At 68.3% G+C, this 20,243-nt stretch carries 21 protein-coding genes; 12 read left to right on the forward strand and 9 right to left on the reverse strand.

Annotated features, from left to right (window positions below):
- Positions 1-32: 32 nt before the first annotated feature.
- Positions 33-707 (reverse strand): TetR family transcriptional regulator, encoded by a 675-nt coding sequence (locus tag AB0I10_RS35270; protein WP_363156798.1) that lies wholly within the window; start codon positions 705-707, stop codon positions 33-35.
- 159 nt (positions 708-866) lie between these two features.
- On the opposite strand from AB0I10_RS35270, the gene AB0I10_RS35275 reads away from it, so the two are divergent.
- Complete coding sequence (locus tag AB0I10_RS35275) at positions 867-2,093, forward strand: acyl-CoA dehydrogenase family protein (protein WP_363156799.1); 1,227 nt, start codon at positions 867-869, stop codon at positions 2,091-2,093.
- A 695-nt stretch (positions 2,094-2,788) separates the two neighbouring features.
- Here AB0I10_RS35275 and AB0I10_RS35280 read toward each other — a convergent pair.
- Positions 2,789-2,959 (reverse strand): hypothetical protein, encoded by a 171-nt coding sequence (locus AB0I10_RS35280; RefSeq protein ID WP_363156800.1) that lies wholly within the window; start codon positions 2,957-2,959, stop codon positions 2,789-2,791.
- A 503-nt stretch (positions 2,960-3,462) separates the two neighbouring features.
- On the opposite strand from AB0I10_RS35280, the gene AB0I10_RS35285 reads away from it, so the two are divergent.
- On the forward strand, positions 3,463-3,960 hold the full coding sequence (locus AB0I10_RS35285; RefSeq protein ID WP_363156801.1) for a hypothetical protein: 498 nt from the start codon (positions 3,463-3,465) through the stop codon (positions 3,958-3,960).
- 199 nt (positions 3,961-4,159) lie between these two features.
- On the opposite strand, the gene AB0I10_RS35290 is transcribed toward AB0I10_RS35285, so the two are convergent.
- Positions 4,160-4,642 carry a MarR family transcriptional regulator gene (locus tag AB0I10_RS35290; RefSeq protein WP_363156802.1) on the reverse strand — a complete coding sequence of 161 codons (483 nt, stop codon included), beginning with the start codon at positions 4,640-4,642 and terminating at the stop codon, positions 4,160-4,162.
- A gap of 113 nt (positions 4,643-4,755) precedes the next feature.
- On the opposite strand from AB0I10_RS35290, the gene AB0I10_RS35295 reads away from it, so the two are divergent.
- Positions 4,756-5,502: a dienelactone hydrolase family protein gene (locus tag AB0I10_RS35295; RefSeq protein WP_363156818.1), complete on the forward strand. Its 747-nt coding sequence runs from the start codon at positions 4,756-4,758 to the stop codon at positions 5,500-5,502.
- A 140-nt stretch (positions 5,503-5,642) separates the two neighbouring features.
- Here the strand turns inward: AB0I10_RS35295 and AB0I10_RS35300 are convergent, their stop codons facing one another.
- On the reverse strand, positions 5,643-5,768 hold the full coding sequence (locus AB0I10_RS35300; protein ID WP_363156803.1) for a Tn3 family transposase: 126 nt from the start codon (positions 5,766-5,768) through the stop codon (positions 5,643-5,645).
- A gap of 74 nt (positions 5,769-5,842) precedes the next feature.
- Positions 5,843-7,144: a phosphopyruvate hydratase gene (gene eno / locus AB0I10_RS35305; protein ID WP_363156804.1), complete on the reverse strand. Its 1,302-nt coding sequence runs from the start codon at positions 7,142-7,144 to the stop codon at positions 5,843-5,845.
- A gap of 189 nt (positions 7,145-7,333) precedes the next feature.
- On the opposite strand from eno, the gene AB0I10_RS35310 reads away from it, so the two are divergent.
- Complete coding sequence (locus tag AB0I10_RS35310) at positions 7,334-7,756, forward strand: MarR family transcriptional regulator (RefSeq protein WP_363156805.1); 423 nt, start codon at positions 7,334-7,336, stop codon at positions 7,754-7,756.
- 174 nt (positions 7,757-7,930) lie between these two features.
- Here AB0I10_RS35310 and AB0I10_RS35315 read toward each other — a convergent pair whose 3' ends face one another.
- From AB0I10_RS35315 to AB0I10_RS35325, 3 genes are all read right to left on the reverse strand, one after another.
- On the reverse strand, positions 7,931-8,482 hold the full coding sequence (locus tag AB0I10_RS35315; protein WP_363156806.1) for a hypothetical protein: 552 nt from the start codon (positions 8,480-8,482) through the stop codon (positions 7,931-7,933).
- A 268-nt stretch (positions 8,483-8,750) separates the two neighbouring features.
- Positions 8,751-9,788, reverse strand: coding sequence for a D-alanine--D-alanine ligase (locus AB0I10_RS35320; protein WP_363156807.1), 1,038 nt, complete (start codon positions 9,786-9,788; stop codon positions 8,751-8,753).
- A gap of 106 nt (positions 9,789-9,894) precedes the next feature.
- Positions 9,895-10,326 carry a GNAT family N-acetyltransferase gene (locus tag AB0I10_RS35325; protein ID WP_363156808.1) on the reverse strand — a complete coding sequence of 144 codons (432 nt, stop codon included), beginning with the start codon at positions 10,324-10,326 and terminating at the stop codon, positions 9,895-9,897.
- A gap of 296 nt (positions 10,327-10,622) precedes the next feature.
- Between AB0I10_RS35325 and AB0I10_RS35330 the strand changes: the two genes are divergently transcribed.
- The 7 genes from AB0I10_RS35330 (at position 10,623) to AB0I10_RS35360 (ending at position 17,579) form a co-directional block, all read left to right on the forward strand.
- Positions 10,623-11,003 carry a hypothetical protein gene (locus tag AB0I10_RS35330; RefSeq protein ID WP_363156809.1) on the forward strand — a complete coding sequence of 127 codons (381 nt, stop codon included), beginning with the start codon at positions 10,623-10,625 and terminating at the stop codon, positions 11,001-11,003.
- Positions 11,000-12,040, forward strand: coding sequence for an NAD(P)/FAD-dependent oxidoreductase (locus AB0I10_RS35335; RefSeq protein ID WP_363156810.1), 1,041 nt, complete (start codon positions 11,000-11,002; stop codon positions 12,038-12,040). Before AB0I10_RS35330 ends, AB0I10_RS35335 begins: the two co-directional genes overlap by 4 nt.
- Positions 12,041-12,451: 411 nt before the next feature.
- Positions 12,452-13,360: a MerR family transcriptional regulator gene (locus tag AB0I10_RS35340; protein ID WP_363156811.1), complete on the forward strand. Its 909-nt coding sequence runs from the start codon at positions 12,452-12,454 to the stop codon at positions 13,358-13,360.
- Positions 13,361-14,636: 1,276 nt separating this feature from the next.
- Positions 14,637-14,786, forward strand: a complete 150-nt coding sequence (locus tag AB0I10_RS35345) for a hypothetical protein (protein ID WP_363156812.1) — start codon at positions 14,637-14,639, stop codon at positions 14,784-14,786.
- A 321-nt stretch (positions 14,787-15,107) separates the two neighbouring features.
- A complete protein-coding gene (locus tag AB0I10_RS35350) occupies positions 15,108-16,244 on the forward strand; it encodes a helix-turn-helix transcriptional regulator (RefSeq protein WP_363156813.1) in 1,137 nt (378 codons plus the stop codon).
- 499 nt (positions 16,245-16,743) lie between these two features.
- Positions 16,744-17,127, forward strand: a complete 384-nt coding sequence (locus tag AB0I10_RS35355; protein ID WP_363156814.1) for an RNHCP domain-containing protein — start codon at positions 16,744-16,746, stop codon at positions 17,125-17,127.
- Positions 17,128-17,153: 26 nt separating this feature from the next.
- The gene (locus AB0I10_RS35360; RefSeq protein ID WP_363156815.1) at positions 17,154-17,579 is read left to right on the forward strand and encodes an RNHCP domain-containing protein; all 426 of its coding nucleotides are present in this window, start codon (positions 17,154-17,156) and stop codon (positions 17,577-17,579) included.
- A 105-nt stretch (positions 17,580-17,684) separates the two neighbouring features.
- On the opposite strand, the gene AB0I10_RS35365 is transcribed toward AB0I10_RS35360, so the two are convergent.
- Complete coding sequence (locus AB0I10_RS35365) at positions 17,685-17,879, reverse strand: hypothetical protein (RefSeq protein ID WP_363156816.1); 195 nt, start codon at positions 17,877-17,879, stop codon at positions 17,685-17,687.
- Positions 17,880-18,083: 204 nt separating this feature from the next.
- On the opposite strand from AB0I10_RS35365, the gene AB0I10_RS35370 reads away from it, so the two are divergent.
- The gene (locus AB0I10_RS35370) at positions 18,084-19,487 is read left to right on the forward strand and encodes an SMI1/KNR4 family protein (protein WP_363156817.1); all 1,404 of its coding nucleotides are present in this window, start codon (positions 18,084-18,086) and stop codon (positions 19,485-19,487) included.
- Positions 19,488-20,243: the final 756 nt, after the last annotated feature.

A 20,243-nucleotide genomic window follows, 5' to 3' on the forward strand; every position in this document is an offset into this window, starting at 1 on the left:
GGCCGCTCAGCGGCCGGCTCGTACCGTCCGGCTCAGAAGCCGGGCCCGCTCGCCAGATCCTTGACGGTGGCCAGCTGGCCCCACAACAGATCCGTCAGGTGCTGTACCAACTGCTCGCGTGAGCACGGGCGTTCACGCAGCCACCAGTCGCCGGCCGCGTGCATCATGCCGACTATCCCGTGTCCCCATACGCGCGCACGCTCCTCGCCGCCCGGGCCCAGATCGAGTCGGTCGGCGATCACCTTGGCCAGCTCCTCGCCGAGCCGGCGCAGCAGCGGGGCGGAGTGCCGTCCGACGTCGAAGCCCGACTCGACAGCGTTGTCGGCGTTGTCGGTGTTGTCGTGGTTTCCCTGCTCTGCCGGGTGCATCAGGAACCGGTACACCTGCGGTCGGGTCTCGATCGCGACCAGATACGCGTCGAGGGTGGCCTCGACGCGGTCGCGGCGCAGCACCGGCGCGTCCAGTGCGACCCGCAGATTGTCCAGCAGGGCGTCCGTGTGCCGTACGGCCAGGGCCCGGTACAGCCCACCCTTGTCCCCGAAGTGCCGGTAGAGGATCGGCTTGGTGATGCCGGCCTCGGCGGCGATCGCGTTCATCGACGCTTCCGGGCCGTCGCGCAGCACAATCCGTTCCGCGGCTTCCAAAAGCTCCCGCCGCCGACGTTCGGTCGCCGTCTGCTGGCGACCGCTGTGCTCTGTGTTGTCCATGGTCGTGCTCCCCACCCTTGTGTCCGTGGCGCTCGCGCAACGTAACACCCGCGCTCCACGGTGAAATCGAACCCCCGGGGAGTTGACATCCTTACTGGCGAGTAACAGACTCGGGTTACCGCAAGTAACATCGTAATGGAATGCAGCGCTGGAGGGGACATGGCCGAGTTCACCATGGAGCTCAATGACGAGCAGAAGGAAGTCCGTGACTGGATTCACGGCTTCGCCGCGGACGTCATGCGCCCCGCCGCCGCCGAGTGGGACGAGCGCGAGGAGACCCCTTGGCCCGTCATCCAGGAAGCCGCCAAGATCGGCCTGTACTCCCTCGACTTCTACGCCCAGCAGTTCTTCGACCCGACCGGCCTCGGCATCCCCATGGCCATGGAGGAGCTGTTCTGGGGTGACGCCGGCATCGGCCTGTCGATCGTGGGTACCGGCCTCGCCGCCGTAGGCGTGCTCGCCAACGGCACCGAGGAGCAGATAGGCACCTGGGTGCCGCAGATGTACGGCGACGCCAACGACGTCAAGGTCGCCGCCTTCTGCTCCTCGGAACCGGACGCCGGCTCGGATGTCTCGGCGATGCGCACCCGTGCGGTGTACGACGAGGCCAAGGACGAATGGGTGCTCAACGGCACCAAGACCTGGGCGACGAACGGCGGTATCGCCAATGTCCATGTCGTCGTCGCGGTCGTCGACCCCGATGCCGGTTCCAAGGGCCACGCCTCCTTCATCATTCCCCCGGACACCCCCGGCCTTTCCCAGGGGCAGAAGTTCAAGAAGCACGGCATCCGCGCCTCGCACACCGCCGAGGTCGTCCTCGAAAACGTCCGCGTCCCCGGGCACTGCCTCCTCGGCGGCAAGGAGAAGCTCGATGAGCGCCTGGCCCGCGCCCGCGAGCGGGCCAGAAATGGCGGCGAGCGCGTCAAGAACGCGGCCATGGCCACCTTCGAGGCGTCCCGGCCGGCCGTCGGCGCGATGGCGGTCGGCACCGCCCGTGCCGCGTACGAAGAGGCGCTGGAGTACGCCAGGACGCGCTCCCAGTTCGGCCGCCCGATCATCGACAACCAGGGCGTCGCGTTCCAACTGGCCGATATGCGCACCCAGGTCGACGCCGCCCGCCTGCTGGTCTGGCGCGCCTCCTGGATGGCGACCACCGGCAAGCCCTTCACCTCCGCCGAGGGCTCCATGTCGAAGCTCTTCGCGAGCGAGGTCGCCAAGAAGGTCACCGCACAGGCCGTACAGATCCTCGGAGGCAACGGCTTCACCCGCGAATACCCGGTCGAGCGGATGCACCGCGACGCCGCGATCTACACCATCTTCGAGGGCACTAGCGAGATCCAGCGCCTGGTCATCGCCCGCACCCTCTCGGGCATGCCGATCCGGTAGGGCATTACCGCACTAGGGAACGCGTAGACCAACCGGAGGAAGCAGCCCCACCCTTCGAGGGTGGGGCTGCTCTCGACGACCAACGCTGCCGGGAGATGGCCATGGGAGAATTTCGGGAGATCGTTTGCGACGACATGGACCGCCCGAACGCGCCGGCTCGCAGACTCCCTCGCCGCATGCAGCGCCACCCAGGCCAGGTCAACGCCGTTCGGCTGCGGGCACATTGCTCCATCACGGCACCACGTCGGCCGACTCCTGGGCACCCTGCCCATCCGATATCGCGGACCTCGGGCCAGGCCCGCGGATCCATCCTCGTGACCTCCACGAGCGCCATCACCTCACGGCGTGCCTCGTCGTCCGGCAGCTGCGCCACCTCGACGCCAGCTCTCCCATCACGACGCCGTATTGCGTCCCGCATGCCCTGAGAGAAGAGCGCGGAGCGAGGTGCCAGGTGCATGGGCCACCTCCGCTTGTGCCTGCCACAGCAGTCTCCCGCCAGGTGGTCGGTCCCGGGCGAGGCTGCAGCCGCGGCCCGCAGGCTGGACAGCAGCAGCCAGCGCTCTTCCGGTCACTGTTCGAGCAGCCGGGTCCCGACATCGTTGACGAGCCTTATGAACAGAGCGGCATCGGTGACCAGCTCCCGCACACACGCCACCTCGCCCTCGATGCCAGATGCCGCTCCGGGCCCAAGATCGTCAGTATTCGGCGCGGGGGGTGGCAGGCACGTCGAGATCGTCTTCCAGGTCGGCTTCGAGGAAGTTGTTCCTGTAGACCGGTTCGATGAAGACGTTGCTGTAGTCGGGCTTCGCAGGACGAGGGAGATTGGCAGCGATCTTGTTGTGCGGCTGCGGTGTTGAGGGGGGCATGAGGTTCCTTGGTGTTCTACGGCCGTAAGCGGTGGTCGGGCTGTGATGGGTCACACGGTCAGGCCGGCGTCGACGAACTCTTGGATGCGGCTGGGCCAGCCATAACGTCGGGGGGTGATGCCGTGGCCCAGACGTCGGCGAGGCTCAGCTATGCCGACATAGCCGTGGAGACGATGCTGTTGGGCCCGTCCGGTGGGGTGTCGTGCCGAGTGTCAGTGTCGGCGAAGGCTGTGAATCGCGCCAGATGCTCGATTCGACGATCATGATACGTGTATCGGGCTCAGCAGATCGTGTCAGGCGACGCGTGGGGTGAACCGTCCCCTTCGAGGACCGGTCCCCGCACCCGTGGGGATGGCCCCGTGGAGTGCCGTGGATGCAGCCCCTGGGCATCTCCTCCCTGGGATCGATTCCAAGGGGCCAGTGATCACTGGGACTCACGGAGCTCCGGTATGTTCTTCCGGGCTCGCGGATGGCGAGTCCCCTGGGGGCTGAAGAGGTCGATCGTGGCTGATGAACGGCTTGATGCCGAGTGGGTCCGGGTCTGGTGCGAGCAGGCGGATGCGGCACTCACGGAACTCATGCAGTCGTTCCAGGTGCGGCACGGCTTCCCGCCCGGCAGGAACGTCGTCGCGCTCGCAACGGAGGAGAGTCACAAGGCGACGGGCACGCTCGTGGAACTGACGCCGATACCCTCGGACCTGACCACGATGTACTGGGTGATCGAAGAGGTTTCCCTGCCCGATGTGGACAGCGGTTTCTTCATCCATTCGTCCTCAACGGTCGCAAGCCACTTCCGCGAGTACGGGTCCATCCAGATCGACGGGGAAGAGCCTGGTCTGGTGTTTGCCAGTGACGGCGGCGGCCATCTGTTCGCATTGGCGGGCTCTGGTCGGGTTTGGAGGTCCTCCACCGCCTCGTGGTTCGGTCAGTTCGACCTTGCCGCAGCCAGTCTTCAAGAGCTCTTCGAGGGGCTGGCTCAACGGATCAGCGGTCAACTCTGACCAGCAGCCCAAGAAGGGGCTGGGTCACCGAAGACAGCTTGCAGCGTTTCATGAGGGTGTTTCAGGCGCCCAGCCGTTTGCACCAACTCATGAAACACGATCGCCGCAGGTGGGCCGCTGGGCGGCCGTCTGTTTCACGAGCGACCACCTATGAAACAGCGCCCCGGGCAACGTTGATGTCGGATGCCACTATGCGGGGTCAGGAGGTCTGGGTGTGGTGGTCCAGCAAGCGGGTGAGCAACTGCACGAGCTGGTCGCGTTCGGCCGGACTCAGCGGCGCGAGCAGTTCGTCGTGGAGGTCGTCCAGGACCCTGTCGAGGCGGGGTAGGCGACGGCGGCCTCGGGCGGAGATCGTGATGATGTTGCGGCGCCGGTCGTCGGGATCCGGCACCCGCTCGACGAGGTCACGCTCGGCCAGTTCGTTGAGCACGCCGACCATGTCGCTGCGGTAGATGCCGGTGCGCCGGCTCAGCGTCGCCTGGCTGCCCGGCCCGTACTCCTGCAGTGAGGCGAGCACGGCGTAGTGCCACTTGCGGGCGTCGACCTGGGCCAGCCCCTCGTTGATCAGCCGGTCCGACCGCACGGTCAGCTGCGACAACAGTCGGCTCGCCTGTCGACGCAGCCTGTCGGGCGTCTTGCGCGCGCCGTCGTCGGGCATGTCCGCGGCTTCGGCTCTGGTCATGGCGCCCATCCTACTCATTGCGTTAGTGCGACTAACGATGTACGGTCACTCACGCCGAAAACGTTAGTGCCATAAACGTTAGTTCGGTGAACTCCAAGGAAGGAAGATCCGCTATTCCCACCAAGATGTTGCAGATTCCCACCACGGACGGCCAGGCCGACGCCTTCGCCGCCTTCCCCGACCACGGCGAGCGGCACCCAGGGGTGCTGATGTACGCGGACGCCTTCGGCATCCGGCCCGTGCTGCGGGAGATGGCCTGCGAACTGGCCGGGCACGGGTACTACGTGCTCGTCCCCAACTTCTTCTACCGGCACGGCCCGGCACCGCTGATCGAACTTCCCGAGCACATCGGAGAAGAGGCCCGGCCCGCGGTCGTCGCCCAGCTGATGCCCTTGATCGAGGCGCACACCGCCGAACGTGTCCTGAGCGACGCCGACGCCTACCTCAGGTTCCTCACCACCCAGCCCGAGGTCGGCGCCGGACCGGTCGCGGTGACCGGCTACTGCATAGGCGGCCTCCTGGCGATGCGCACCGCCGCGGCCCACCCCGGCCAGGTGGCCGCCGTCGCCGGATTCCACGGCCCGGTGGGCGCCGACGGGCCCGACAGCCTGCACCGCCTCCTCTCCAAGCTCACCGCCCAGGTCCACCTCGGCCACGCCGAAACCGACATGACGCCCGAGGCCCTCGGCGAGCTCAACCAGGCCCTGGACGCCGCGGGTGTCGGCTACACCTCCGAGATCTACCCCGGCACCGTCCACGGCTTCACCATGTCCGACACCGACGCCTTCAACCCCGCCGCACTGCAGCTTCACTGGGACCGCCTACTCCCTCTCCTCGGCCGCACCCTGGCCAACGGCTGAGGCTCCGGCCCGGAAACCAAACCCGAGGTGCACGGCTCCGCAGCCTGTAGCTCGCACGCCAGCGGCAACGCGGACGCGGCGGCCGGGACTTGGTGATCGCGGTCATGCGTCGCAATCGCGAGTACCGGGTGACAGCTTCCTTAACGACGAGCCGGCACCGCGCCGGCCGCACCCTTGCCGAAGCCGATCCACGGGGAGAAGCCGTTGAACGCCTCGCCCTTGTTCGTGGCCGCGGTCACCCGCCGGCGCAGCGGAGCGTCGGACACGACACAACGCTATTGATCGACAGTGGAATGTCACTGTTACCGAGGGCTCTTGGTCGAAGAGGCACTGCAGTTCGTCAGGAACGGTGCAGTGCCGCTCCGCCCGCGTACCGCGCCGATGCGCCCAACTCCTCTTCGATCCTGATGAGTTGATTGTACTTCGCCGTACGGTCGGACCGGGACAGCGATCCGGTCTTGATCTGGCCGCAGCCCGTCGCGACCGCCAGGTCCGCGATGGTGGTGTCCTCCGTCTCGCCGGAGCGGTGCGACATGACGACGGTCCAGCCCGCACGGTGCGCGGTGGCGACCGTGGCGAGGGCTTCGGTCAGGGTGCCGATCTGGTTGACCTTGACCAGGACGGAGTTGCCGACGCCGGTGCGGATGCCCTCGCGCAGCAGACCCTCGTTGGTGCAGAAGACGTCGTCGCCGGTGAGCTGGCAGCGGTCGCCGACGCGGGCGGTCAGCTCCCGCCAGCCGTCCAGGTCGTCCTCGGCCATCGGGTCCTCGATGGAGACGATCGGGTACGCGTCGATCAGCTTGGTCAGGTATTCGGCGTGCTCGGAGGGCGTGCGGCGCACCCCCTCGCCCGCGTAGTCGTACGCCCCGTCGCGGAAGAACTCCGACGACGCCGGGTCCATGACCAGGCCGATGTCCGTGCCGGGGCGGTAGCCGGTGCGCTCGATGGCGGTCATCACGAAGTCGAGCGCCTCCTCAGCGGTGCGCAGCGCGGGCGCGAAGCCACCCTCGTCGCCGACGCCCGTGGCGTGCCCGGCGGACAGCAGGTCGCGACGGAGCGTGTGGAAGACCTCGGAACCCATGCGGACGGCTTCCGCGAAGGTCTCCGCACCCACCGGAGCGATCATGAACTCCTGGAAGTCCAGCGGGTTGTCGGCGTGGGCGCCGCCGTTGACGATGTTCATCATCGGCAGCGGGAGGAGGCGGGCGTCGACGCCGCCGAGGTAGCGGTAGAGAGGCTGGCGGTGGGCCGCCGCAGCGGCCTTGGCGGCGGCGAGGGAGACGCCGAGAAGTGCGTTGGCGCCGAGGCGGGACTTGTCCGCCGTTCCGTCGAGTGCGACGAGTGCGGCATCGAGGCCCGCCTGATCGTCGGCGTCGCGCCCCATGACCGCTGACGCGATGTCGCCGTTGACGTGGGCGACCGCACGGTCGACGCCCTTGCCGTGCCAGCGTCCGGGGTCCCCGTCACGCAACTCCACGGCTTCCCGTGCGCCGGTCGAGGCGCCGGACGGGACTGCGGCGCGGCCCAGGGACCCGTCGACGAGGAGGACATCGGCCTCGACAGTGGGGTTGCCCCGGCTGTCGAGGACCCTGCGGGCGGTGACGGACTGAATGACGGTGGACTCAACTGCCGTGGAAACCATGGGAGGTCCTTCGCGTTGACGCACGCCGCGGTCCTGCTGCGACAACGGTGGCGCGTGCCGCGACAACGCCAACTCTACAGCAATGCTGTTCAGTTCAGCTGTTTAGTTAAGCTGTTCAGTTCGGCTGTTCAGTTCAGCTGTACAGACAGGGTGCGCAGTCTCGCTGGTGGTCACCGGTTAAAGTGCCGTATGCCCACCCCGGAACCCGCCGCCGTCGCCACCGAACTGCGTACCGCGATGGGTAAGCTCACGCGGCGCGTGAAGCACGAGGATCGGATCCCGCACGGCCAGGTCTCCGTGCTCGGCACCCTTGATCGCGACGGGGCCATGACCACCAGCGATCTCGCCGCGGATCAGCGCGTACGACCCCAGTCCATGGCCCGTGCGGTCGGACTGCTCATGGAACAGGGCCTGGTCGTCCGCCGGGCGCACCCCACGGACGGCCGCAAAGCCCTGGTCGAGCTCTCCCCTGCGGGACGGGCCGCTCTCGATGCGGAGCGCGGGCGCAGGGCCGGCTGGCTCGCTCAGGCCATTGAGATCGAGCTCACCGGCGAGGAGCGGGAGGTGCTGGCGCGCAGCGCCGCCCTGATGGAGCGGCTCGCCGCGCGCTAGGTCCAAAACTGACGGACCTTGTTGACGGGTGGGTCTCTCTTCCCTAGGAGACCTGCATGATGACCGAACGCGAGCTATCGAGGCGCGCGAGGCACCGGTTGGCGGTGCTGCGCCATGTGGAGGAAGTGAGCGGCAGTGTTGCCGCAACCTGCCGCGGGTGTGATCAACCGTCGGTCAGCGTGTGGGTCGGCAGCGGCGTACGTAGTAGGCGTAGGTCAGCGCCAGCACCAGAGGGCCCCACAACATGCCTGGGGTGATGCAGACCTTCGCCAGTATCTCCCACCAGATGGTGGAGAACCCAAGTCCGTCGAAGCCGGGGACGTGGAGCCAGTGCAGCAGCGTGGGCGCCCAGAAGGCAGTCGCGCCCAGGCCGCCGAGCGCGGCGGGGACGATAGCTGCGAAGGGCGGAATGCGCCTTCCCCCGATGACCGGCAGCCAGCGGGGCGCCACCTCGCCCCAGCCTCGCACCAGGCCGAAGGAGAGCAGCGCCAATGCCTCCGAGACGATGCTGAGTCCGAACACGTAGGGGACGGCCCACCACACCCACTCCGGTGCGTTTGGATCGATCATCCCCATGCGGAAGTCGAAGGAGTAGGGCAGGCGCCACAGGCACTGTGGCAGCAGCAGAAGCGGGATCGCGTGCGCGGTGATGTCCGCCCATCTCGGGACGGGATGCTTCGTGCCTTGCGGAAACGTCACACAGCGCTCGGGGTTGGTCGTCGTCATGCCCGTCAGTCTTCGCGATCTCCGGTGAATGATCGTCGGCCTACGGCAGACCTTCCCTCCACCGCTAGGAGGAACGCACGTCAGCCTGCGGAGTGACTCCCTGGGGACAGAGATTCGGCTCCGTGACTGGGAAGCCCGCAGAATGTTCCTCCTGGAGTGATTCGCCGGTGCGCCCGACCCCGCAGGTCGGCGTGCACGGCGAGGAGCTCGTGAGATGAACGTGGTGGGGAAGGCCATCAGTTCACACCAACCTTCGAGGCGCCCGTGCTCAGCGCGTCGCGAGGTCCACGATGCTCTGAATCAGGTCGGGGTAGGTCCAGCCGGCCCCGGTCGCTGCGAGCGGCAGCAGGCTCGTCGCCGTCAGGCCCGGGAGCGCGTTCACTTCGAGGCACATCGGCTCGCCGCCGGTATCGCAGCGGAAGTCGGTGCGCGAGTAGGCATCACTGCCGAAGCCCAGAGCCTGGTGCGCGCGCAGGGCCAACTCCTGTAGCTGGGACGCGAAGTCGGCCGGGACCCGCGCCGGACACACTTCGCTGACCGCCCCGGGCTGGTACTTGGCCGTGTAGTCGAACAGCGGCGTCGTCAGCTCGATCTCGACCACGGGGAGCACCTGGTCGCCGACCACGGCCACGGTGAACTCCCGCCCCGACAGGAACGGCTCCACCAGCAGCTCAACATCACCGGAGTGCACCTCGGCCGCAACCTGTGCCAGCTGCGGCAGCGAGTCGACCCGGTAGACCGACACACTCGAACCGTCCGCAACCGGCTTGGCCACCACCGGCCCAGCCGCCACCAGCCGCTCCACGTCCTGCGGCACCTCACACGCCCCAGCCCGCCACAGCACCCGCTCGGTCACCGGCAAACCTGCCGCACCCAGCACCGCCTGCGCCCGCCCCTTGTGCCACGCCGCCGCACACGCGGCGCTGCCCGCACCCGTGAACCGCACGCCAGCCATCTCCAGCAGCGCCTGCACATGCCCGTCCTCGCCCCAACCGCCGTGCAGCCCCAGGAACACCAACTCCGCGCCGCGTAGCAGCTCCAGGACCGGACCGCCGGTCAGTGCGGCGTGCATGCGCCACCGCAACTGATGCCGGTCCGAGAGGGACGGCGGCTCCTTCCGGACCGTGAACCCGTCGACCACATCACCGGGTTGCAGCGGCCCGGCCAAGACCGGCACCGCAGCGGCCGGGTCGACCAGCACCACCTCGTTCCCCTGCTCAAGCAAAGCCCGGGCAACCGACCAGCCCGAGGCCAGCGAGACGTCTCGCTCCGGGCTCTCTCCACCGCACAAGATCACAACACGCATACCGGGATTCCCCCGCCCTTTCCGTCCTGTCTCACCCCTGCACCAGAGCCGGCCTGCCGGCTCAGCCGCATGACAAATCGATCAGTTAGCCCTGCGGCGTGCCTATTCATTGCGCCGGGTTCAAGACCATCAGGTTCTCGGGGTTCGGCAAGGGGGCGAAGCCAACCTTCGAGTAGAGCTCGTGAGCGTCGAGGGTGGAGAGCAGGACGCGCTTGAGCTTGTAGGGAGCAAGGTGGTCGCGAACAGCGCCGGCCATCCAGGTGCCGAGACCTTTGCCGCGGTGCGCAGGGGCGACGTAGACGTCGCACAGCCAGGCGAAGGTTGCCCAGTCGGTGACGATACGCGCGTAAGCGACTTGAGGACCGGCGGCGTTATAGACGGCGAAGTTGAGAGAGCCGCGCACCGACTGCTGGACCGTTTCCCGGCTCCGTCCCAGCGCCCAGAACGCATCAGTCGAGAGCCAGTGGTGTACGAGGTCGACGTCGAGACGGTCCGGGTCTGTGGAGAGCTCGTAACCGTCTTCCCTGCTTGTGATCATGCTGTGGCAGCGTAGCGACAGTAGTTGGATTTTCCAAGTGTCGACTTGGAAGAACCAAGTAACCGCTCTGTGGTACCGCCGCGCGCTGTGCCGGACACTGCTGGCGGCCACGGTCATCCCGGCCGGCGGCAAGCTCGTCGTCGTGGCCAACGACGGCTCCCAAGGCACGACTTATGGCGTACACGGAGTCACCGCCGCTGTGGTGGCGGCGACTGCCATACTCCTCTTGCGCGAGACCACGCACGGACGGGCCACAACTCCCGCCATGGGGCCGGAGAAGGAGACAGGGGACCGCTATGTCACTGTTCGTTCCGAATGGCTCCGGGGCGGTCATCGCCCGCGCCGTGGACGCGGAGAAGGTGGGCGGGTCGTCGAGCGACAGAGCACGAGTGCTCGTCGGCGCGGACATCGCGACCTTGGAGGAGGGTGACGTGGCCGCGGTGGCGCCGCGGACCCCGCACGCCTTTGCCGCCGACGGCTGGAGCGCAGACCCGCTGATCCTCATCGCGCCGGGGATCGAGTGCTTCGAGCACTTCCGGCTGCTCGACCGCGTACGCACGGGGAAGGCCGCTCTCCAGGAGCTGCTCGACTCCCAGGAGCTGCACGACGACCACTTCGTGGACCGCCCGGAGTGGCAGCGCGACCGCACCGCCGTCCGCGACGGGAGGCCGGCATGAGCAGCACGGCGGTCGTCGTGGGAGCGGGAGTGGCCGGCCTGGCTACGGCGATCGGGCTGCGCCGTGCCGGCTGGGCGGTATCCATCGTGGAACGCCGCAGCGAGCTGGAGCGGTACGGCACGGCCTTCGGCATCCATCCCACCGCGCAGGCCGCCCTCGACCGGCTCGGGGTGGGCGAGTCCCTCTGGACTCGGGCCGTGCCCTACCGGGGCGCCCGGATTCGTACCCCGCGGGGGGAGACGATGACGAGCCTTCCGCTGGAGCGCATCGAGCGGAAGGCGGGTCGGCCCGAACTGCTGGTCTCCCGCCCCCACTTGATCGATGCTCTGCTGGCCGAGTCGGACGCTTTGGGCATACCGCTAGAGCTCGGTGTGAACATCTGCGATGTGGACGCGCTCCTGGGCGACAACGACCTGGTGGTGGGCGCCGACGGAATCCGCAGTGCCGTGCGCGGCGCGTGCTTCGGTGCGCGCAGTGGCCCGCGGTACGTAGGGACGGTCGCCTGGATCGGCACCGCCGACTTCGAGAGCGGCGTCTACGGCGAGACCTGGGGCAGCGGCCGGTTCTTCGGGATGACCCCGGTCGAGCCGGGCCGCACCAACTGGTACGCCACCGTGCCCGAAGCCACCACCGCCGAGCAGCTTCGCGATCACTTCGCCGACTGGCACGATCCCATTCCGCGGATCCTCAACGGGACCGACCCGGCCACCTGGATCCGCTACGAGATGCGGCACCTGTTCCCCGCACTCCCCGCCTTCGTCCACAGTGGGAAGGTCGCACTGGTCGGAGACGCGGCGCATGCCCTGACACCCAATCTGGGCCAGGGGGCATGCACGGCGATCCTCGACGCAGAGGCCCTGACCCGGGCCGTGGCCGAGCACGGCGCGGGCGGCCTGCCGTCCGCTCTGCACGCCTACGACGCGGAGCGCCGCCGCAGCGCGCAACGAGTCGCCCTCGCCTCCCGTACCTTGCACCGGTTCATGACCACCGAGCGCACCCGTCTGCGCGATGCACTGGTCCGTATGCTGCCGAGCTGATGGAGGCCAGGGGAGGGGCATGCCTCCCCACACCGATGACACCGGCTGATCGCGGTTTGGGAGATTTCTGGGAGACGGGGCTGCACCGTGGACCCGACTGAGGGCCGGTGGACCCGGCCGAGCGCGCGCCCCTGTGACAGGTGAATGCCCAGGTCATGCAGCTGAAGAGGCAGGCTGCGGGATGGGGTCCATCGATGCGCTCGATCGCAGCGGTCGATGACCGGCTTGAGCGACTGCTCCCACTGCTCCCAGCACTCCTGGAGCGCCTCCGCGATCTTCAGTTCCATGCCCAGGGTGGTGGGGGAGTAGACCCCGTCGATGCCCTGCAGGACATGGCCCACGCGGAGTACGGCCGGGGTCCGGAGAAAGGGGCTTGAGTCTCCACCGGCTGGAGGGTTGAGGATTGCTCTCGTGAGCGACCACACCGAGTTGTTGACCATCGGCGGGCTCGCCCGCCGCACCGGACTTTCCGTGCGCACGATCCGCTTCTGGTCCGACAGCGGCGTCGTCGCGCCGACCGGCCGCTCGGCGGGCGGCTACCGGCTCTACGACACCGAGGCCGTCGCCCGCCTTGACCTGGTCCGCACCCTGCGTGAGCTGGGATTGGATTTGGACACGGTGCGCCGGGTGCTGGCCAGGCAGGTGACGGTACGCGACGTGGCCAGGGCGCACCTGCGCGCGCTGGACACGGAGATCCGCACGCTGCAGGTGCGGCGCGCGGTGCTGCAGCGGGTCGCTCGACATGGCAGTACGACCGAGGAGATGAGACTTATGCACAAGCTGGCCCGGATGTCCGCAGACGAGCGGCAGCGGATCATCGACGACTTCGTCCACGAGACCTTCGACGGCGTTGACCCCAACGCGCCCGGCGGCCATATTGCCCAGGCCATGCGCACCATGCCGGCGGAACTGCCCGCCGACCCCACCCCCGAGCAGGTGGACGCCTGGGTTGAGCTGGCCGACTTGGTCGGCGATGAGGAATTTCGGAAACGGGCACGCGAGATGGCTGTGGCCGGTGCGCAGGCAGGGCAGGAGCCGCTGGGCCACGACCCGGCGCAGGTCGCGGAGCACGCCGGTCGGGCCGTGCGCGAGGGCGTTGCCCCGGAGTCGGCCGAGGGCAAGGAGATCCTGGACCGGATCGTCGACCCGGATCTGCCCTCGGCGGAACGCGCCCGGCTGGCCGACCGGTTGGCCACCTTCACCGACCGCAGGGTGGAGCGGTACTGGCAATTGCTGGGGGTGCTCAATGGCCGGCCACCGTTCCCGTCGCAGGCGCCGGCCTTCGAATGGCTGATTGCTGCGCTGCGAGCGCACGCCTGACGACATGCTCCGCCTGGAGTTTGGGCGGGGCACTCTGACAGCTGCCCGCGGAGGGCCCCGGCGGGATGGTTGGCCGCCGGGGCCCTCTGCCGTGCCGACGGTCGGTCAGCGGCGGGGGCGCAGCCGAGCTGCTGCCGTCAAGCCGCGGTAGGCAGCAGGGACTACCCGGAAGCCATCAGGCTGGGCACACAGTCGCTGGCTGCGTCCGTAGTCGCCCAGGGCCGTACCCAGAACCGTACCCAGAACCGTGAACGCCCCCTGTCAGCGCGGAGGCCGGCCTGCGGACCGAACAGGACCTGTTCCCCCTATGGCTACGGCGAATGAACAACCAGCGTCGCGTAATTGCTCTGGGTGTGCCCTCGACTTTCCCAACAGCGTCGGTCATCCGGTGCGGGCCACGTCGTCCGACAACCTTTCTTCGACTCGTAGGCGTCCAGTTCACTGCGTAGGGCACCCAGGAGCGGGCGGGCGTAGAGCATGCTGATGGCCTTGCTGCACCTGGCCGGTGGCGAACGCGGCGAGTCTGCGGACCTGCCCGGTGGTTGGCAAGGCAACGCCGGTCGTGGTCATGGCTCTGGATCGTATGCGTAGCCGGGCCGCCTGCTCAGGTGCGCTGAAGAAGTGCACGGCCGCCTGCTCAGGCGTGCAGAGGAATTGCACCCGGCGCGGTGCCCAGCCGCTTCGTGCACTGCCGCTCGGCCTCACGAGTACCGGGCTCACGCTTACCAGCCGTGACGTATCCGCAGGTCACGCCACCTCCACAGCGTCCGGGCCGGTGAATTTGCCCCGCGTGTCACGGAGCGTCAGGGGGCAAACGGCTCCCGGGTAGTCCAGGTATCGGCTGAGCTCGTCCAGGCGCGCGGTCGGCTGCTCTGCGATGACCTGGCACTCGCCGACCCGAGGCGCGGAGGCGGCGTGCCCGGCTGTCCGGTCATCGTCAACGACCTTTGCAGTGAGGAGATTTGCGGCGGTGTTTCCGTGGTCCGCCGGTCGCGCATGCGCGCTATGCGGCCCCGGCGGCTGGCGGATTCGGGCCCCCGCTGGCCGGCTCCCCTGCGATGCGGCGAGCCAACAGCGGGCAGGAGCGGGCGGCTTGGAGCTTGCCGCTCTGCGGTCCGCGACGGCTACGCCTCATAGAGGAACTGTTTGGTACGGCCGCGACCACCAGGGCAGCAGTGCCCCGGGGATGTACGTCGAACACGCTAAGATTTGTTCCGTCACCTTCCTGGCTCGGTGGGCGCCTTAAGGCCTACCGATGGAAAGGGGGTGATACCGCATGTCCGGATCGCTGTCCCCGCTCGGAGACGACGAGAAGGACCCCAGGTTCTGGACGCGTGAACGCTTCCAGCAGTCCGCCTTCGAGGTGCTTATGTTCCTCATCAAGGTGGTGTTGCCGGCACTGTTCGGCGGCGGCGGGTGTGGCTGACACCACACCCGCCGCTCAGAATCTGAAGCGGTCCAAGAGGGGTTCGCGCGTCTGGTGGCCACCGGGGCGCGGGCCCCTCTCCTCTATATGCGCTTCAGCGCTTGAATGCACCGCGTACGCCGTGCATCGGCGACGTTAGAGGACGGAAGCCCGTCCCGCCTTCTTCTAGAGAATGCATCGATGTATGGGGTTACACAAACGCCTATAGCCCTAAGCGGTACCCAATCGATTCCCTGACCAGGCAAAACGCAAATTTACTCTCACTGCGGGGACAGGTAGTTCGCACACATAACCCTAAACGGTACCCTCGGGTTGAGCCGGATGGGCGATACAGGAGGCAGTGTGGCGCGGGGCACAGGCACGTTCGATGGCGCGGCGCTGCGGATCCTACGGCAGCAAGCCGGGCTCAGCGCCGCCCGGTTGGCGGCACGTGTGGGTACGTCCAAGGCCGCGATCCTCGCGTACGAGAAGGGGAAACGCGTCCCTGAAGCCCGCCGTGTGGCGGAGCTGGCGGGTGCCCTCGGTCATCCGGATGCCCGTGCGCTGTGCCCCCCATCGCCTGATGTCGACGTTCTGAGCCTGGAACTGCTGCGGCGTCAGCGAGGTCTGACCGCAGCACGTCTGGCCGAAGTGATCGGGATCAGCCGCAGCACCTACCGCAGGATCGAGCAGGAGGCATGGCTACCGTCGCGAGGACGCGGAACGGTGCCGGTACGACTCGCGGAGGTGCTCGGCGTGTCCCTGCGCACCGTGACTCTGGCCCTGCACTCCCATCCGTCCGCGGTGCAACGGCGGGAGCAGGCCACCGAGCACCTGGGCGCGCTTTTCAAGCGCGCCCACGAAGTCGGCATGCCTGCTGTAGTGGACCCGGACGAGGATGACCTCCTCGCGCTGGCCGCTCTCATCGGTCACCCGGCCGGTGTTGTGTGCCGCCTGGTGAACCAGGAGATCGGCAACTACCGGGCGCTCCTCAAAGAACGCGAGCGATACACCGCGGAGGCGGCTTACGCGCAGAACGACCGGGAGCGAAGGAACGCCGAGGCGCTGCTGGCGCAAACGCATCACCGCATCGAGTCCGCGCCTCAGGCAGCCGCCGGCTTCCTCGCGGATTTCCTCGATGATGCGATGACCTTCCGCCAGTGGAGAGCGCTGGTGTCCTTGTCGGGTGCGGGAAGGCGGGTGGAACGGCCGGAGCAGGGGGTCGAACTGCACGAGTCTTTCGATCCCGACGTCTGGCCCGGGCTCCTCGACCGACGCGTCAACGGCCGACCCTTGATCCGCGAACGGCTCGACACCCAGCAGGATGTGAAGTACTACTCCCCAACGGACGCCGGTCTCATCTACTACGAGACGAGCCGAGAGGTCTACGGCGCCCTGTACCCGCGCCAGTACGCTCCTCCTCCGCAGCGACCGAGGGTCCGGTACCGGCCGGCAAGGTACCCCGGGCGCGTTGGATGACGGACCCCGCAGGCCCTGTCATCGACGTACGGTGCTGAGTGACTTCTCATTGAGGCCATCAAGTCATCGCACGCGGCGAGCATGGCATTGGGCCCCCTCTGTTGGGCTTGCACCCGGTGAGAAGGCCGAAGTGCAGAGCGGGCGAGTCCGACAGCGACCGGATCCGACAGCGACCGGAGAAAATTCGGTGGCTCACGCCGCAAAGATGCCCATACGTTGGGCCCGTACCTGGGTGGCCGACCGGGCCATGTGGCCCTTGGGAAGGGTGTTTTATGTTCCAGCCTGCGCCGAGCGCGCCTCACCTCGCACCGCACGACCGTCCGTCGCTGTTGCCGCCGTTCCCAGGCGGCGACCGGACGCACGTTCCGGTGCTCTGATCGACCGCACTGCCTGCCCTCACCCCATGTCATAGGGGCGTGGAGGGCGCACGCGGCCTGTGTCGAGGCCCGCTCGGCCGGCTCTTGCTGTCATCGCAAATTCCTCAGCAAGGAGCACCCGGGTGTCCAGCCCCAACAAGACTCGCCCGAACAACCCGCACAACACCCTGAAGATCGACAGCTTCGCCTGTGCACGGTGTGGTCTGACCGTGTCCACTTTCGCCGCCGACGGCATCCACCGCAATCACTGCCCGTCGTGCCTGCACTCCCAGCACGTCACCGACCATGTCGAGGGTGGTCCGAGCCAGTGCCACGGCCGTATGGCCCCGATCGCCATCGCCGTGCTGCGCACCGGTGACTGGATGGTCATCCACCGTTGCGTGCGCTGCGACGAACTCACCTCGAACCCGGTCTGCACGGACGACAACCAGCTCATCCTGATGCGCATGGCCGTCCGCCCCCTGGCACAGCCGCCGTTCCCGCTCGAAGCGTTCGGCGCCCTGTGACAGAGGCCCGCGGAAGGGAGACGACCATGCCACGACGCAAGCACCCGCGAAGCCACGCTCAGGCCCGGCGTCCGCAGCGACACAAGGATGTCCTGCACGGGCAAGGCGGCCACCGCGCCGGCGACTTCCGGTGCGTGGACTGCCGCCTGGAGGTGTCGTTGAACGCCCCAGGCACCGCACATCGCAATCACTGCCCCCACTGCCTGGCCAGCCGTCACGTCGACCGCCGCATCCCCGGCGACCGCGCCTCGGACTGCTACGGCCGTATGGAGGCACTGAGCATGTCGGCACGGCAGGACGGCGAATGGATGCTCATTCACCGGTGCCTGACCTGCGGCGAACTCAGCGCCAACCGCATTGCCGGTGACGACAATGCCCTGGCTTTGGTACGCCTGGTGCTCAGACCGCTCCAGGACACCACCATCGCCAGCCGCGCCCTGTTCACCCTGTAACAGCGCCCGGGGCCGCCGCAATTCGGTGTGCCGCACCGCCTGCCGCATGGCGAGGCGGCTCCCGGCTGGAGAATGGGGCCGGGAGCCGCCGCTGGGGCAGGACGATCAGCCGTCGTCAGCCGGGCCCGACGCCGTGCTCGGGTCCTCGACGCCGGCGGTTTCGGTTTTGCTGTCCAGCTTGATGGTGTCGCCGTTACCGACCTTGACCTCCTTGACGTAGTCCGTCGACATGGCGAACGCCGTGCCGGCCGGGAGGGCGAGGGCAGCGCCGGTCACCGCGACGGCGAGGGCGGTGCGCAACCCGCGCTTGGGGAGCCTGCAGGCGTTGTCGGCGGCTGCCCGTGTGCGACTGAGCGCTATGGGTGGCCCGTGAGCCTCCTAGGACCTGTCCGATGGGGCAGGGTCGGAAAGGCCCTATTCGGCCCCGCTGAGTGTCGTTGTTGGCCCGTAGCCGCGCGGGGCCCGGCGGCCTTCGATGTCAGTGGCCCCGCGTACGGTCTGCGCATGGTTGATCAGACGCCCCCCTTGCCCTCCATACACGACTTCGCGACCTGGGAGCCCGTGCTACGGCTCCTGCGGGTCGGCGACGCGGAGGGGCAGGCTTCTCCGTCCGTCCGCGTGGCGGGACGCATCGGGCGGCACGGCTGGAGTCTGCCCCTGCAGCGACGGCTGCCGTCGCCCGGTCGGGCCGCCCAGGTCGAAGACATGCGGGACGAGTTCGAGGCGGTGAAGCGGGTGCAGCACGCGCTCGCGGACGTCGGCGTCGACGACATCTCGTTCGCGGCGGAGATCTCGCCGACCGGGAAGACCGCGCTCCGCCTGCTCGGGCCCAGCCCCGCCGTGGAGCCCGGCATCGGCACCCCGGACCCGGGGGTGCTCATCCTGGTCGAGGGCGCCCTTCCGGAGCCCTTGCGCCGACTTCCCGATCCGGTGCCCGGGGCGGTGCCGGCCCCTTCGGCGGATCAGGATCTGCTGGAGCGGACGCTGCGTGAGCGGTTGCCCGACGCCATCGGTGCGACGGAGGCGGAGATCACCGCTGCGGAAGCACGCCTCGGCGTCACACTGCCCGACGAGCTCAAGGCGCTCTACCAGGTGACACGGGCGCGGTGGGAGGACTGGGGCGACGACTACGAGGCGGCGGAACGCGAATCCATGGCGGTCGGCTGCGAGCTCTTCGCGTTGGACGACCTGTACATCGCCGACGCGTCGTCCCGTCACTGTCATTGGGAGTTCGCGGCGATGGAGGCGGTCGTCACGCCGCCCGACGCGGCGGTGCAGGGCCTGGTCGGCTCACCCGGCTGGATCGCCTTCGGGGACAACGGCGGTGGCGACCGGTTGGCGGTGGACCTGACCCCCGGCCCGCGTGGACATACAGGGCAGATCATCATGATCGGCCATGAGGGGAACGTTGGCGCCTCCCTGGTCGCCGACTCGCTCACCGACCTGGTGATGAACCAGCGCAGCAAGCGACGTGGCGGCTCAGGCGGAGACCAGCCGCCCGCCGTGGCCCACGTCAACATCCGAAGCCTGCCGAGCGTCGAGGCCGCCGCCCACCCCGGCTTGGAGGTGCTGTCCATCGGTGTGTGGGACAGTGCGCCGCTCAGCCTCGCCCCGGTCACCGAACTGCCCCGTCTGCGGACCCTTGCCGCCTACCCCGGCACGCTCGCCGACCCTCTGGAGATCGCCGAGCTCACCGGCCTGGAGTTCCTGGAGGTCGGCCCGGAGGATTGGCGCGTCCTCCTCGACGCCGGAGCCGTCCCACGCAGCCTGTCGGCCGCCGCCATCAAGGTGCACGGCAACCAGGACCCGCTGCCCATCGTGGCCATCGCCAACGAACTCCTGGCCCTCTGGGACCGGCCCCAGATCATCCAGACCGTCCTCGAAGGCGACCTCAGCCCCATGCCTTAGCCGAGGCAAACGACGGGGCGTGTCGGACGACACTTTCCACGTGAGACGACACTTTCCGCGGTCGGGCGGCGCGGCGATCGACACCCGTGTTCTGCGCCTTCCGGCGCTGCTGCAAATCTTCTCGTTGCGCGAGCACGGCGTCGATGGCCGCGGTCAGCGTGGGGACGTCGGCGTTGGCGGAGAGGACGGACAGCACTTCCGTGGCTTGCCGCCATCGACCTCTTCCTGCTCAACAACGGCAACGCCTACGACGCCCTTGCGTGCCTCTTCGGCGTCCGCAACTCCTTCGGCTTCCGCCCCCTGGCCGAAGGCCGCGGCTTTCCAAGTGATGCGTCAGAGGGGCTGAGGACCGAGTACGCCGCCTGCGGCGGACCCGCCGACGTACACGGCACAACGTGGATCACCTGGTCCGAGCTCGCCTCCGCCGACTGGCAGGAGACAGACAGCTCCGGCGCCCGACGCCGCGACGGTGTCGCAGGAGACGAAACCCACTGGGGACCCGTCTGGAGGGTGATGCGAACCCTCGGCGAACTCCACGGCGTGGACAACGTGCGACTCGTCGTCTGGTTCCGCTGATCTCCACTGATCTCCACTGATCCCGGTCCCGGCGCCCGGAGAGGCTCAGTCAGCTTCCCGTTGAGTGCTGCAGTTGGCCAGACAGACACCCTCTCGGGCATGCCGATCCGGTAGCCGCCCCTGCCGCGAGAACCCGTCGCCGGCCCCCCCCCCCGGGGGCCGGCGACGTCGATAAGCGGA

This window comes from Streptomyces sp. NPDC050636, assembly GCF_040654775.1.
Taxonomy (GTDB): Bacteria; Actinomycetota; Actinomycetes; order Streptomycetales; family Streptomycetaceae; genus Streptomyces.

Coding starts and splice junctions, on each gene's coding strand:
- AB0I10_RS35345 (WP_363156812.1), top strand. CDS start 14,637: ATGTCCGGATCGCTGTCCCCGCTCGGAGACGACGAGAAGGACCCCAGG.
- AB0I10_RS35280 (WP_363156800.1), bottom strand. CDS start 2,959: ATGCCCCCCTCAACACCGCAGCCGCACAACAAGATCGCTGCCAATCTC.
- AB0I10_RS35315 (WP_363156806.1), bottom strand. CDS start 8,482: ATGACGACGACCAACCCCGAGCGCTGTGTGACGTTTCCGCAAGGCACG.
- AB0I10_RS35290 (WP_363156802.1), bottom strand. CDS start 4,642: ATGACCAGAGCCGAAGCCGCGGACATGCCCGACGACGGCGCGCGCAAG.
- AB0I10_RS35320 (WP_363156807.1), bottom strand. CDS start 9,788: ATGCGTGTTGTGATCTTGTGCGGTGGAGAGAGCCCGGAGCGAGACGTC.
- AB0I10_RS35270 (WP_363156798.1), bottom strand. CDS start 707: ATGGACAACACAGAGCACAGCGGTCGCCAGCAGACGGCGACCGAACGT.
- AB0I10_RS35335 (WP_363156810.1), top strand. CDS start 11,000: ATGAGCAGCACGGCGGTCGTCGTGGGAGCGGGAGTGGCCGGCCTGGCT.
- AB0I10_RS35370 (WP_363156817.1), top strand. CDS start 18,084: ATGGTTGATCAGACGCCCCCCTTGCCCTCCATACACGACTTCGCGACC.
- AB0I10_RS35360 (WP_363156815.1), top strand. CDS start 17,154: ATGCCACGACGCAAGCACCCGCGAAGCCACGCTCAGGCCCGGCGTCCG.
- AB0I10_RS35330 (WP_363156809.1), top strand. CDS start 10,623: ATGTCACTGTTCGTTCCGAATGGCTCCGGGGCGGTCATCGCCCGCGCC.
- AB0I10_RS35350 (WP_363156813.1), top strand. CDS start 15,108: ATGGGCGATACAGGAGGCAGTGTGGCGCGGGGCACAGGCACGTTCGAT.
- AB0I10_RS35310 (WP_363156805.1), top strand. CDS start 7,334: ATGCCCACCCCGGAACCCGCCGCCGTCGCCACCGAACTGCGTACCGCG.
- AB0I10_RS35325 (WP_363156808.1), bottom strand. CDS start 10,326: ATGATCACAAGCAGGGAAGACGGTTACGAGCTCTCCACAGACCCGGAC.
- AB0I10_RS35275 (WP_363156799.1), top strand. CDS start 867: ATGGCCGAGTTCACCATGGAGCTCAATGACGAGCAGAAGGAAGTCCGT.
- eno (WP_363156804.1), bottom strand. CDS start 7,144: ATGGTTTCCACGGCAGTTGAGTCCACCGTCATTCAGTCCGTCACCGCC.